This window comes from Bradyrhizobium sp. CCGUVB14 (assembly GCF_024199935.1).
Lineage (GTDB): Bacteria > Pseudomonadota > Alphaproteobacteria > Rhizobiales > Xanthobacteraceae > Bradyrhizobium.
Map to the genome: position 1 here is coordinate 7,846,404 of NZ_JANADS010000001.1, position 14,178 is coordinate 7,860,581.

The 14,178-nt window shown below is 64.7% G+C and carries 6 protein-coding genes; all 6 read left to right on the plus strand.

The genetic code is table 11. The features are described 5' to 3' along the window. Window positions 1-166: 166 nt before the first annotated feature. Genes NLM32_RS36650 through treY form a run of 6 tightly spaced genes read left to right on the plus strand, consistent with a single transcriptional unit; the run spans window position 167 to window position 14,178 of the window. Complete coding sequence (locus tag NLM32_RS36650; protein WP_254133557.1) at window positions 167-2,113, plus strand: maltotransferase domain-containing protein; 1,947 nt, start codon at window positions 167-169, stop codon at window positions 2,111-2,113. 10 nt (window positions 2,114-2,123) lie between these two features. Continuing rightward, entirely contained in the window at window positions 2,124-5,417 is a 3,294-nt protein-coding gene (gene treS / locus NLM32_RS36655; RefSeq protein ID WP_254133558.1) for a maltose alpha-D-glucosyltransferase, read from the plus strand. Continuing rightward, window positions 5,410-7,557: a 1,4-alpha-glucan branching protein GlgB gene (glgB, locus tag NLM32_RS36660; RefSeq protein WP_254133559.1), complete on the plus strand. Its 2,148-nt coding sequence runs from the start codon at window positions 5,410-5,412 to the stop codon at window positions 7,555-7,557. The genes treS and glgB overlap by 8 nt, the downstream gene beginning before the upstream one ends. Before the next feature lie 3 nt (window positions 7,558-7,560). Continuing rightward, window positions 7,561-9,639 (plus strand): glycogen debranching protein GlgX, encoded by a 2,079-nt coding sequence (gene glgX / locus NLM32_RS36665; protein ID WP_254133560.1) that lies wholly within the window; start codon window positions 7,561-7,563, stop codon window positions 9,637-9,639. Then, complete coding sequence (gene treZ, locus NLM32_RS36670; RefSeq protein WP_254133561.1) at window positions 9,636-11,390, plus strand: malto-oligosyltrehalose trehalohydrolase; 1,755 nt, start codon at window positions 9,636-9,638, stop codon at window positions 11,388-11,390. Before glgX ends, treZ begins: the two co-directional genes overlap by 4 nt. A 1-nt stretch (window position 11,391) precedes the next feature. Next, window positions 11,392-14,178: a malto-oligosyltrehalose synthase gene (gene treY, locus NLM32_RS36675; RefSeq protein ID WP_254133562.1), complete on the plus strand. Its 2,787-nt coding sequence runs from the start codon at window positions 11,392-11,394 to the stop codon at window positions 14,176-14,178.

The following is a 14,178-nucleotide window of genomic DNA, read 5'->3' on the forward strand; positions in this document are numbered from 1 at the left end:
ATCGATTTTAACGTGGTCGCGGAAGAGGTTAGTCGCACTTAACTCACAAACCGCGCCTCCCGTTCCCAGGGGAACCAATGACACACAAGCGGCTTTCTATATAGGTACCAAGCGTAGGTTCCCGACAAGGGAAACGGGCCCCTGCACTCTTGTCAATGGCATCACCGTGAACAAGACAATTCAAACTGTCGAGAGTGCCGCTTCAGGCAGCGCTTTCCTCATCGAAGATATCTATCCGTTGATCGATGGCGGCCGCTTTGCCGTGAAGCGGATCGCGGGCGACCGGGTCGAGGTATGGGCCGACATCTACCGCGACGGCGACGCCGCCATCAGCGCCGCGCTGGTCTGGCGCGGCGAGCAGGAGCGCGACTGGCGGCGCGAGACCATGACCCATCATGGCGATGACCGCTGGTCCGGCGCGTTCACACCCGTCGAGCCCGGCCAGTATGTCTATGCCATCGAAGCCTGGACCGACGAATTCGCCACCTGGCGTCACGGCATCGAACGCAAGCAGCTGTCCGGCAGCGACGTCACGCTCGATGCCATCGAGGGCGCGGGTCTGCTGACCAAGGCGCACAGCGCGCGGCAGGACGCCGCAGCCGTGATTTTCAGGCAATGCGAGAACTATCTCGGCAGCGGCGATGTCGCGCCGCTGCTGGCGACTGAGCTCGGCGAAGCCATGGCCGAGAGCCAGGCGCGCCCCGACCTGACGCGCTCGGCGAACTTCCCGCTGATCATCGACCGCGACAACGCGCGCTTCGGCGCCTGGTATCAGATGATGCCGCGCAGCCAGAGCCAGGTCTCCGGTCAGCACGGCACGCTCCGCGACTGCATCGCGCGCGTGCCCGACATCGCCGCGATGGGTTTTGACGTGCTGTATTTCACGCCGATCCACCCGATCGGCCGCACCCGCCGCAAGGGCCGCAACAATGCGGCCGTCGCAACCGAGGGCGAGCCCGGCTCACCCTATGCGATCGGCGCCGCCGAGGGTGGACACGATGCGCTGCATCCCGAGCTCGGCACCATCGAGGACTTCCGCGCGCTGGTGGCGACCTGCCTGGAATACGGCCTCGAGCTCGCGCTCGATTTCGCCGTGCAATGCTCGCCGGATCATCCCTGGCTGACGCAGCACCCGGAATGGTTCAAATGGCGGCCGGACCGTTCGGTGCGGTCGGCGGACGGCCCCTATTCGGATATCGTCATCCCCGACTTCGCCTCCGTCGACCGGATCGGACTGTGGGACGCGTTGCGCGATGCCATGCTGTTCTGGATCGACCACGGCGTCACCATCTTCGCGATCGACAATCACGACACCGCGCCATTGCCATTCTGGGAGTGGCTGATCCGCGACATTCGCCAGCGGCATCCCGAGGTGATCCTGTTCTCCAAGACCTTTGCGCGACCGAAGCTGATGAAGGGCCTCGCCAAGCTCGGCTTCGCGCAGTCGTTCAGCTATTTCCCCTGGCGCACGGCGAAATGGGAGCTGGAGCAATATCTGGGCGAGCTTTCGCGCTATCCGGAGCGGGACTTCTATCGGGCGAACCTGTTCGTCAATACGCCGGACCTGCTGCCCTACCATCTCCAGAGCGGTGAGGTCTGGATGTTCAAATCGCGCGTGGCGCTCGCCGCCATGCTGTCGGGTAATTACGGCCTCTATAGCGGCTTCGAGCTGCTCGAGCACGAAGCCGTTCCCGGCCGCGAAGAATATCAGGATTCCGAGAAATACCAGATCCGCCAGCGCGACTGGGACAAGCCCGGCAACATCAAGCCCTACATCACCGCGCTCAATCGCATCCGCAACGACAACGCGGCGCTGCAGCAGACCACCAATCTGCGCTTCCTCGGCATCGATGACGGCGAGACCATCGCCTTCGCCAAGGAGGCGGCTGAACCGGCCAACACCGTCGTTGCCGTCATCGCCCTCTCGCGCCATGTGCGCGAGTTCTGGTTGCCGCTCGGCGACCTCACCATCGACGTCGGCGGCGAACGCCGCCACGTTTCCGCTCTTGAAAATCTCATGACAGGCGAACAGTCCCGCATCGAATGGGGCGGGATCAGGCTGCGTATCGATCCCGACCGCGATCCGGCCCTGCTCTTCCGCTGCCTGGCGTAAGGATCACGCCATGAATGTTTTGTCTTCCGTCGACACCAAGAAGGCCGAGGCTGCCGAGATCGTGGATGAGCTCTGGTACAAGGACGCCATCATCTACCAGCTCCACGTCAAGGCCTTTGCCGACAGCAACAATGACGGCATCGGTGACTTCGCCGGACTGACCGAGAAGCTGCCTTATCTGCAGGATCTCGGCGTTACCGCGCTGTGGCTGCTGCCGTTCTACCCCTCGCCCGGCCGCGACGACGGCTACGACATCGCCGACTACGGCTCGGTCAATCCCGATTTCGGGACGATGAAGGACTTCAAGCGCTTCATCCAGGAAGCGCAGAAGCGCGGGCTGCGCGTCATCACCGAGCTCGTGGTGAACCACACCTCGGATCAGCACAATTGGTTCAAGCGCGCGCGCCGCAGCCCGGCCGGCTCGAGCGCCCGCGACTGGTATGTCTGGAGCGACACCGACCAGAAATACCAGGGCACGCGGATCATCTTCACGGATACCGAAAAATCCAACTGGACCTGGGATCCCGAGGCCGGTGCATTCTACTGGCACCGCTTTTTCTCGCATCAGCCTGATCTCAACTTCGACAATCCGCGCGTCGTCAGCGCCATCATCCAGGTGATGAAGCGCTGGCTCGACGCCGGCGTCGACGGCTTCCGGCTGGACGCGATTCCCTATCTCTGCGAGCGCGAGGGTACCTCGAACGAGAACCTCCCCGAGACGCATGCGATCATCAAGCGCCTGCGCCAGGAGCTTGACGCCTACTCCAAGGGAAAGCTGCTGCTGGCCGAGGCCAATCAATGGCCGGAGGACGTGCAGGAATATTTCGGCCGCGGCGACGAGTGCCACATGGCCTACCACTTCCCGCTGATGCCGCGCATCTACATGGCGATAGCGCAGGAGGACCGCTTCCCGATCACCGACATTCTGCGGCAGACGCCGGACATCCCCGCGAGCTGCCAATGGGCACTGTTCCTGCGCAACCACGACGAGCTGACGCTGGAGATGGTCACCGACGTCGAGCGCGACTACCTCTGGACCACCTACGCCAACGATCCTCGCGCGCGCATCAATGTCGGCATCCGCAGGCGTCTCGCGCCGCTGATGGACAACGACCGGCGCAAGATCGAGCTGATGAACTCGCTGCTGCTGTCATTCCCCGGCACGCCGATCATCTATTACGGCGACGAGATCGGGATGGGCGACAACATCTATCTCGGCGACCGCAACGGCGTGCGCACGCCGATGCAGTGGAGCCCGGACCGCAACGGCGGCTTCTCGCGCGCCGATCCCGCCCGCCTCTATGCGCCGCTGATCATGGACCCCGTTTACGGCTACGAGTCGGTCAACGTGGAGGCGCAGTCGCGCAGCCTGTCGTCGCAGCTCAACGCCACCAAGCGGCTGATCTCGGTGCGCAAGTCGACGCTGGCCTTCGGCCGCGGCACCATGACGTTCATCCGCCCGGCGAACCGGTCCGTGCTCGCCTATGTCCGGCAGTATCGCGACGAAGTCATCCTCTGCGTCGCCAATCTGTCGCGCGCGGCGCAGGCGACCGAACTCGACCTGACGCCGTGGAAGGACCGCATTCCACAGGAGATGCTCGGCCGCACGCGCTTCCCGGCGATCGGCGAGCTGCCCTACATGATCACGCTGGGGCCGTACGGCTTCTACTGGTTCCAGCTCACCGAGCGCGACAAGTCCGAGCCGGTCGTGCCACGCGCGGTGCCGGAGTTCGAGACGCTGGTGGTGCCGGTCAATTCGAACTGGGTGTCGCTGGCGCGCGAGCGCGGCGTGTTCGAGCGCGACGTGCTGCCGGGCTTCCTGTCGCGGACGCGCTGGTATCCCGAGCACAATCCCAAGCACATCCAGGCCACGCTGACCTCGGCGGTGCCGTTCAGCGAAATCGGCGACAACCGGCCCTGGATCGCCTTCTTCGAGACGACGCAGGACGACGTAACGACCCGCTACGTGCTACCGATGCAGATCGAATGGGTGCGCTTCGACCGCGAGCGCTTCAACCCGAAGGCGCTCGCCGCCGTGCGTCAAGGTGCGCGCGAAGGCACGCTGCTCGACGTCGCCACCGACCAGATCTTCATCGGACTGTTCCTGCGAGGCTTGTCGCAGAACCTCGTGGTGGACGAGAACAATCTCCGGCTCGAGTTCAAGCCGACCAGCCGCTTCGCCGAATACACGATCAAGGAGCCGGCGCGCATCCGTGCGGTCGAGCAGTCGAACAGCACGGCCCTGGTCGACAACCAGTACGTCGCGAAAATCCATCGCCAGCTCGAGAGCGGCATCAATCCCGAGATCGAGATCGGCTGTTACCTGACCGAGATCGCCCGCTTCGCCAATGCGCCGGCGCTGCTTGGCAGCGTCGAGCTGGTCGAAGGCAATAGCCGCAGCGCGATCGGCGTCTTGCACGCCTATGTCGAAAACCAGGGCGACGGCTGGACCGTGACCACGGGCTATCTCGACCGCTACATCGATGAGCAGCGGCTGGGGCCGGTGGACGACATGCCCCGGGTGACCCAGGAGCAGGCGCCCTATCTGCACTTCATCGCGCAGACCGGCCGGCGGCTCGCCGAGCTGCACGTGGCTCTGGCCGCCGCAAAGGCCGCCGATCTCGCGCCGGAGCCGGTCAGTCCTGCGCACATCAAGCGCTGGACCTCGGATCTCAAGGCGCGCGCCGAGCGGGTCTTCGACCGGCTCGCCGACAGCCGGGATGGCCTGCGCGAGGGCGACCGACCTCTGATCGACCAATTGGTCGCGGTACGCGCGACCCTGCCGGACCACATCAATGCGCTCTTGCCATCCGACATCGGTGGGTTGAACATCCGTCATCATGGCGACTTCCGCCTGGGGCAAACTCTGATCGTGAAGGACGACATCTTCATCATCGATTTCGACGGCGATCCGCATCTCGCTCTGGCCGACAAGCGGCGCAAGCTGCCTGCCGCGCGCGACGTGGCGGGACTGATCCGATCGATTGATCTTTCGGTTAACGCCGCACTTCACCGGGCCCTCTCCGGGGGCAGCGACGAGCAGGGCCGCCTGGCGGCCGCGCTCGGCGAATGGCGCGAACACGCCACCGCGACCTTCCTGTCCGCCTATCGCGAGGCCATGACCGATCGGCGGCTCTGGCCGCAAGAGAACCATTCCGCGGAAAGCATGTTAAGGTTTTTCCTGCTTGATCAAGCGTTCGACGAGGTAGAGTACGAGCTGTCCCACCGGCCGGAGGGGCTCAATGCGCCGCTGACCGGCCTGCTTCGCATTCTGTCCAGTGCCGAGAGCGAAGCCCATGCCTAAACTGCCAGCCGAAGCCTACGCGATCATCGAGGGCCGCCATTCCGACCCCTTCCACTATCTCGGGCTGCACCCCGAGGGGGACAAGAGCGTGGTGCGTGCCTTCCTGCCCGAGGCCTCCAATGTCGAGGCCATCGGCGAGCACGGCGAGGTGGCAAAGCTCGATCGGGTCCACGATTCAGGCCTGTTCATCGGCGCCCTGCCCAACGGCTCCAGGCACTACCAGCTCCGCGCCAAATTCGGCGACAACGTCGTCGAGTTCGAGGATGCCTACCGCTTCCCGCCGATCCTGACCGATTTCGACCTCTACCTGCTCGGCGAAGGCACCCATCAGCGCATCTACGACAAGCTCGGCGCGCATCCGATGCGGCTCGAAGGCATCGACGGCATCGGCTTCGTCGTGCTGGCGCCGAATGCGCGACGCGTCTCCGTGGTCGGTGACTTCAATTTCTGGGACGGGCGGCGTCATCCCATGCGGGTGCGCGGCGCCGGCTATTGGGAATTGTTCATCCCGAACGCCAGGGCGGGCGACCATTACAAATTCGAGATCATCGGACCACACGGCCATCTGCTGCCGCTGAAATCCGATCCCTTGGCGTTTGCGAGCGAAGTTCGGCCGAAGACGGCTTCGATCGTGTTCGATGAAGCGCACCTGCCGCGGCCACGTCCTGCGCCCGACGGCATCAACGCGCTATCGGCGCCGATGTCGATCTACGAGGTCCATCTCGGCTCGTGGCGGCGCAAGAACGGCGACGAATGGCTGACCTATCGCGAGTTGGCCGAGCAGCTGCCGGCCTATGCCCGCGACATGGGCTTTACCCATCTCGAATTCCTCCCCGTGAGCGAACATCCGTTCGACGGCTCATGGGGCTATCAGCCGACCGGCCTCTATGCGCCGACCAGCCGCTTCGGTACGCCGGAGGATTTCGCCGCGCTCATCGACGCCTGCCATCGCGAGGGCATCGCCGTGCTGCTCGACTGGGTGCCCGGTCATTTCCCGGATGATCCGCACGGGCTCGGCAGCTTTGACGGCACTTCGCTCTACGAGCACGCCAATCCGCTGCAGGGCCGCCACCTCGATTGGGGCACGCTGATCTACAATTACGGCCGCACCGAAGTGACCAACTTCCTGGTGTCGAACGCGCTGTTCTGGCTGGAGCGCTACGCCATCGACGGCCTGCGCGTCGATGCGGTGGCGTCCATGCTCTATCTCGACTACAGCCGCCCGCCCGGCGCCTGGATTCCGAACCAGTATGGCGGCCGCGAGAACATCGAGGCCATCAACTTTCTGCGCCGCTTCAACACGGAATTGTTCGCCCGCTTCCCGCAGGCGACCACGGCCGCCGAAGAATCCACCGCATGGCCGCAGGTCTCGCGCCCGGTCGAGTTCGGCGGGCTCGGCTTCGGCTACAAGTGGAACATGGGCTGGATGCACGACACGCTGAATTACATCAGCAAGGATCCGATCCACCGCAGGCATCATCACGGCGAGATCCTGTTCGGCCTACACTACGCTTTCTCCGAGAATTTCATCCTGCCGCTGTCGCATGACGAGGTGGTGCACGGAAAGCGCTCGCTGCTCGGCCGCATGCCCGGCGACGAATGGCAGCGCTTCGCGAACTTGCGCGCCTATTACAGCTTCATGTTCGGTCATCCCGGCAAGAAGCTGTTGTTCATGGGGGCCGAGATCGCCCAGAGCCGTGAGTGGAATCACGACCAGTCGCTCGACTGGCACCTGCTCGAATACAAATATCATTCGGGCATCCAGGCGCTGATCCGCGATCTCAACCGGCTCTATCGCGCCGTGCCGGCGCTGCACCAGATGGATTGCGACCAGGCCGGCTTCGAATGGCTGATCACGGATGACGCCAACCGCAACGTGTTTGCCTGGCTGCGCAAGGGATTTGACGAGCACGCGCGGTGCCTGGTGATCCTCAATTTCTCACCCAACGTCTACCGCAACTACCGCGTCCGCGTCCCCTTCGCCGGCAAGTGGAAAGAGGTGTTCAATTCGGACTCCGCCCATTATGGCGGCACCAATGTCGGGAACATCGGCGAGGTCCAGACCGTTGACGGCAAGGCGCCCGAGCTCCGCCTCACCATTCCGCCGCTCGCTGCGATCTTCCTCGTTCCGGAAAGCTGACACATGCGCCTGACTGCCGGATCGCCCGCACGCCTCGGTGCAAGCTGGGACGGACGCGGCACCAATTTTGCGCTGTTTTCCGCCAACGCGCAGAAGGTCGAGCTGTGCCTGTTCGACAGCCAGGGCCGGCGCGAGCTCGAACGGATCGAGCTGCCGGAACGCACCGAGGACGTCTGGCACGGCTATCTCAACGACGTCTCGCCGGGCCAGCTCTACGGCTATCGCGTGCACGGCCCCTACGAGCCCGAGCACGGCCACCGCTTCAACGCCAACAAGCTGCTGCTCGACCCCTACGCCAAGCGGCTCTCGGGGCGGCTCGTCTGGAGTGACGCGCATTTCGCCTACCGTACCGGCTCGGCGCGCGAGGATCTGTCGTTCGATCGGCGCGACAATGCGCGCGGCATGCCCAAGGGTGTCGTCGTCGACGAGACCTTCAACTGGGGCCGTCGCGAGATCCGGCCGAACATTCCCTGGGAAGACACCATCATCTACGAGGCTCACGTCAAGGGACTGACGCAGAAGCGCGACGACGTGCCGCCGAATTTGCGCGGCACCTATGGCGGCCTGTCCTCTCCGGCGATGATCGAGCATCTGAAGAAGCTCGGCGTCACCACGGTCGAGCTGCTGCCGATCCATGCCTTCGTCGACGACCGCGTGCTGGTGGAGAAGAAGCTCGCCAATTACTGGGGCTACAATACGCTGTCCTTCTTTGCGCCGGAGCAGCGCTATGCCCAGGACAACGCGCTCGATTCCTTCCGCACCACTGTGGCGCGGCTGCACGATGCCGGCATCGAGGTGATGCTCGACGTCGTCTACAACCATACCGCCGAAGGCAATCATCTCGGCCCGACGCTGTGCTATCGCGGCATCGACAATGCCTCCTATTACTGGCTGAACCGCGAGAACCCGCGCTATTACGACGACTTCACCGGCTGCGGCTCGTCGGTCAACCTCACTCATCCGCGCGTGCTGCAGATGGTGATGGATTCACTGCGCTACTGGGTCGAGGTCTGCCATGTCGACGGCTTCCGCTTCGACCTCGCCACGACGCTCGCGCGCGGGCCGAACGGCTATGATCGCGGCATCTCGTTCCTCACCGCGATCCGGCAGGACCCGGTGCTCGCGACCGTCAAGCTCGTTGCCGAACCCTGGGACCTCGGCCTCGGCGGCTACCAGGTCGGCGCCTTCCCCTCGCAATGGTCGGAGTGGAACGACCGCTATCGCAGCGCCATGCGCCGCTACTGGAGCGGAGAAGGCAGCCTGATCGGCGACATCTCCAGCCGCATGACGGCGTCCTCCGACCTGTTCAACCATGACGGACGGCGCCCCCGTGCCAGCATCAACCACATCACCGTGCATGATGGTTTCACGCTGGCCGACCTCTTCAGCTACAACGAGAAGCATAACGAGGCCAACGGCGAGGACAATCGCGACGGCTCCAACGACAACCACAGCAACAATTGCGGCGTCGAAGGCCCGACCGACGATCCCAATATCCTCAGCCTGCGGCGGCAGCTGCGCAAGAATGTGCTGGCCTGCCTGATGCTGGCGCAGGGCATTCCCCTGATCCTCGCCGGCGACGAGGTCGGCAATACGCAATCCGGCAACAACAACGCCTATTGCCAGGACAACGAGGTCGGCTGGGTCGGCTGGGACAATCTCGGCAAGGACGGCGACGACATGGTCGATTTCGTCGCCGATCTCGCCGGCATCCGCCAGAAGTTCTCGCAGCTGCGCAGCCATCGCTGGCTCGATGGCCGGCCGAAAGACGGCATCTCCTACGGCGCGCTGTGGCTGACCCCCGCGGGCGACGAGATGACGGAGAGCGACTGGACATTTCCCGATGGGCGGTTTCTCTCTTATGTGATGGGGCCGATGGAACCGGGCAGCGCGGCGATCTTTATCGTATTGAACGCCGCCCCTGAAGAGATCGCATTCAAATTGCCGAAAATGCCCGAATACAAAAGCTGGCAGCAGATCCTGAACACCACGGATGCCAAGCTGAACAGCGTTGATTTCCTGCCCGGAAGCGACAGCAAGGCGCCGCCGCGCTCCGTGCTCGCCTTCGCGGGGGCGCTATGAGGCCATCCTTCGGGGCGAAGCCGACCAGGGACGGCGTCTCGTTTCGTTTGTGGGCGCCCGGCGCGCGTCGTGTCGATCTCCTGCTCGATCGACGACATGCCATGCAGCGCCGGCAGGATGGCTGGTATGTCGCCGAGATCGCCGGCCTGCCGGTCGGAAGCACCTACAAGTTCAGGATCGACGACGAGATCGACGTGCCTGATCCCGCATCCGCGTTCCAGCCGGAGGACGTGTTCGGCCCGAGCGAAGTGATCGACCACGATTCCTTCGCGTGGCGCGCCAGGGATTGGCGCGGCCGCCCCTGGGAAGAGACCGTGCTGATCGAGACCCATGTCGGCACCTTCACGACCGATGGCACCTACCGCGCCATGATCGGCAAGCTCGATCATCTCGTCGCGACCGGCATCACCGCGCTCGAACTCATGCCGCTGGCCGATTTCGCCGGCGGCCGCGGCTGGGGCTATGACGGCGTGCTGTGGTATGCGCCCGACAGCGCCTATGGTCGGCCCGAACAGCTGAAGGCGTTGATCGACGAAGCCCATCTGCGCGGGCTGATGGTGTTTCTCGACGTCGTCTACAATCATTTCGGGCCCGAAGGGAATTATCTCGGCCGCTACGCACCGACCTTCTTCACCGACGCGCACACGCCCTGGGGCAGCGCGATCGATTATCGCGTGCCGCAGGTGCGAGCGTTCGCGATCGAGAATGCGTTGTCCTGGCTCAGCGACTACCGTTTCGACGGGTTGAGGCTGGACGCTGCCAACCACATCATGGCGATCCCCGGCGAGCAGTCGATGCTGCACGACCTCAGCGCTGCCGTAGGCGAGCTCGCCAAGGCCACCGGGCGGCACATTCATCTGGTGCTGGAGAACGGCGACAACCGCGCCAGCCTGCTCGATGCGGCGCAGGAGCCGCCGAACGGCAAATATCGCGCGCAGTGGAACGATGATTATCATCACGCCTGGCATGTGATGCTGACCGGCGAGCTCGCCGGCTATTACGCGGACTATCAGACGCCGCGCATGGATCTGGCCCGCGCGCTCGCCTCGGGCTTCGTCTATCAGGGCGAGATCTCGGAATTCTGGGGCAAGAAGCCACGCGGCGAGGCCAGCGGCGAGCTGCCGCCGGCGACCTTCGTCAACTTCCTGCAGAACCACGACCAGATCGGCAACCGCCCGCTTGGCGACCGGCTGGAAAGCCTGGCACCGCCACGGCAGATCGAGGCCGCACTCGCGGTGACGCTGCTGGCGCCGATGGTGCCAATGCTGTTCCAGGGCGAGGAATGGGGCTCGACTGGCCCCTTCCCGTTCTTCTGCGATTTCCAGGGTGGCCTTGCCGACGCCGTGCGCAACGGGCGCAAGCAGGAATATGCCTGGGCCTACGACAAATACGGCGACGAGGTGCCTGATCCGCTCGATCCCGCCACGCCGCAATCGGCCGTGCTCGACTGGGCCGGCCGCACGCCGGCGCAGGATGCGCGGCTGGCGCTGGTGCGTGAGCTGCTCACGCTTCGGAGCAAGGAGATTATGCCGCGCCTGAAGGGCACGCGCTTCGGCGATGCCGAGGCGGCCGATAATGGCCTGCTCACCGCGCATTGGCGCATGGGTGACGGCACGACGCTGCGTCTGACGGCCAATCTGTCGGACAAGGACATCATTTATTCCAACGGACATGCAGGCGCGCCGCTCTGGGGCACCGCAAGTGACAATCGGCTCACGCCGTGGTCGGTGCTCTGGCATCTCGGAGGTTGATATGCCTTCCGCGATTCCTCTCGCGACTTACCGGCTTCAGCTCACCGCGGATTTCGACTTCGACAAAGCCGCCGCGGTGGTGCCTTATCTGAAGGCGCTGGGGATCACGCATCTCTACGCCTCGCCGGTGATGAAGGCGCGCAAGGGCTCGACCCACGGCTACGACACCGTCGATCACAGCCAGTTCAATCCAGAGCTCGGCGGCGAGGCCGGCTTTGCGCGGCTGAGCGAGGCGCTTAGAGAGAACGACCTCGGCCTCATCATCGACTTCGTGCCGAACCATGTCGGCGTGCACTTTGCCGACAATCCCTGGTGGCTCGACGTGCTGGAATGGGGCCAGACCTCACCGCACGCGGTCGCCTTCGATATCGACTGGGATCTTCTGCCCCACCGCGCCCGCGGCGGCGTGCTGCTGCCGATCCTCGGCTCGCCCTATGGCGAAGCGCTCGAGCGCGGCGAGATCGAGCTGCGCTACGACGCGGACGAAGGCGGTTTTTCGGCCTGGTACTTCGAACATCGCCTGCCGATCGCGCCGGAGCGCTATGGCGAAATGCTGCGCGTGATCGTGAAGGAAGCGGACGCCGCCGATACCGTCGCCGGCAAACGCCTGCTTTCACTTGCCGCCCGCTACACGGGCCTGCGCCGGCCGAACCGCAAGGAGGCACCCGGCTTCAAGGCCGAACTGAAGGAGATCGCAGGCAGCGCCGACATCATCACCCATGGCCTCGCCGCCTATCGCGCCGCCAAGGATCGCCCGGCGCAGACGCTGGCGCTGCATCATCTGCTGGAGCGGCAGCACTACAAGCTCGGCCACTGGCGGCTTGCCTCCAGCGACATCAACTATCGCCGCTTCTTCGACGTCAACGGGCTCGCAGGTCTGCGCGTCGAGGATCCGAGCACGTTTGCCGCCACGCACCGGCTGGTGAAGCAAGTCGTCGCCGAGGGCAAGCTGCAGGGCATCCGCCTCGATCACATCGACGGCCTGCGCGATCCCGCGCAATATTGTCAGCGGTTGCGGCGGCTGGTGCGCGACGCGCAAGGCGCAACGAAGCCGTTCTACACGGTGATCGAAAAGATCCTGTGCGAGCACGAAAAGCTGCCGCACTTCGCCGGCGTTCAGGGCACCACCGGCTACGAATGGATGAACGCCATCACCCAGGTGCTGATCGACGCCAAAGGGTTGGAGGCGCTGGACGAGACCTGGCGGCAGATCAGCAACCGGCCACCGCGGCTTGCGCCTTACGTCAAGGACGCCAAAAGGCGCGTGCTGGAGACGCTGCTGACCAGCGAATTCACGGTGCTGACGCGGCTGCTCGCGCGTATCGCCAACGGGCATTACTCGACCCGCGACTTCTCCGCCGACAGCCTGCGGCAGGCACTGGAACTGTACGTGCTGCACTTCCCGGTCTATCGCACATACCTGACGCATAGCGGCCCGACAGCGCTCGACCGAAAACTGATCGACGACACCATCGAGCGCGCCCGCGCCGAATGGTTCGCTGCCGACGACGGCATTTTCGACTTCTTGCGCGATGCGCTGACGATGGATCTGCTCAAGCCAGGCCGCCCGCCGCACAGCGCCCCACGCGTGCGCCGCTTCGCGCTGAAGGTGCAGCAGTTCACCGGGCCGATGATGGCGAAATCGCTGGAGGACACGGCGTTCTATCAATTCCATCGGCTGCTGGCGCTGAACGAGGTCGGTGGCGATCCCGCCAGCCGGGGCCTCACCATTCCCGCTTTCCACGAGGCGACGCGGGCCCGCGCCAGGGAATGGCCGCAAGGGATGACGGCAACGGCCACCCACGACACCAAGCGCGGCGAGGATGCACGTGCGCGGATCGCGGGCTTAAGCGAAATTCCCGGCGAATGGACCAGCGCGGTGGCGCGGTGGAAGGTGCTGAACGCGCCGCACCTTGCGCTGCACGGCAATCTGCGCGCGCCCTCGGCGACCTTCGAGTACATGCTCTACCAGACCCTGCTCGGCGCGTGGCCGCTCCAAGGGCCGGCCGATGCCGGCTTCGTCGCGCGTATCCAGGCCTATGCGCTCAAGGCGGCGCGCGAGGGCAAGGAAGAGACGAGCTGGCTCAATCCACATGAAACCTACGAGGACGGCGTAAGGGGCTTCATCGAGAAGATCCTGGATCCTGCGCTGTCCGGCGATTTCCTGGAGGCGCTCCGGACCCTCGCCCGCCGCGTCGCGTTGCTCGGGGCGCTGAACTCGCTGAGCCAGCTGACGCTCAAGGCGACGCTGCCGGGCGTGCCCGATTTCTATCAGGGCACCGAATACTGGGACCTGTCGCTGGTCGACCCGGACAACCGCCGCCCGGTGGATTTTGCTTCGCGCCAAATGGCGCTGGCGTCGATGGAAACGCCGGACTGGGGTGGTCTGATCAAGACCTGGCCGGACGGGCAGCTCAAGCTGGCCTGGACGCGGCACCTGCTCAAGCTGCGCAACGCGCTCGCCGACGTCTTCGCCCAGGGAGATTATCGGCCGCTCGACGTCCGCGGCACACACGCGGACCATGTCATCGCGTTTGCCCGCACCCGTGGCCGCACTGCGGCGATCGTCGTGGTCGGCCGGCAATTTGCGCCCTTCACACAAGCGGGGCGGGAGTGGCCCACGCTGGAGGGTCTTGACGCGACCGTCGACATCAGCGGCTACACCGCGCCCGGTTTTGCGGGCAACGAATGGCCGCTCGCGCAAGCTTTCCGGGATCTTCCCGCGGCGGTCATCGAGGGCCGCACGACAAGCGCCGTCAGGCATGCGCGGAAACCCGCGCGCGCCTGA

Excerpts from the sequence above, each read along its gene's own strand:
- glgB (WP_254133559.1), top strand. The coding sequence starts at position 5,410 with ATGCCTAAACTGCCAGCCGAAGCCTACGCGATCATCGAGGGCCGCCAT.
- treZ (WP_254133561.1), top strand. The coding sequence starts at position 9,636 with ATGAGGCCATCCTTCGGGGCGAAGCCGACCAGGGACGGCGTCTCGTTT.
- treY (WP_254133562.1), top strand. The coding sequence starts at position 11,392 with ATGCCTTCCGCGATTCCTCTCGCGACTTACCGGCTTCAGCTCACCGCG.
- treS (WP_254133558.1), top strand. The coding sequence starts at position 2,124 with ATGAATGTTTTGTCTTCCGTCGACACCAAGAAGGCCGAGGCTGCCGAG.
- glgX (WP_254133560.1), top strand. The coding sequence starts at position 7,561 with ATGCGCCTGACTGCCGGATCGCCCGCACGCCTCGGTGCAAGCTGGGAC.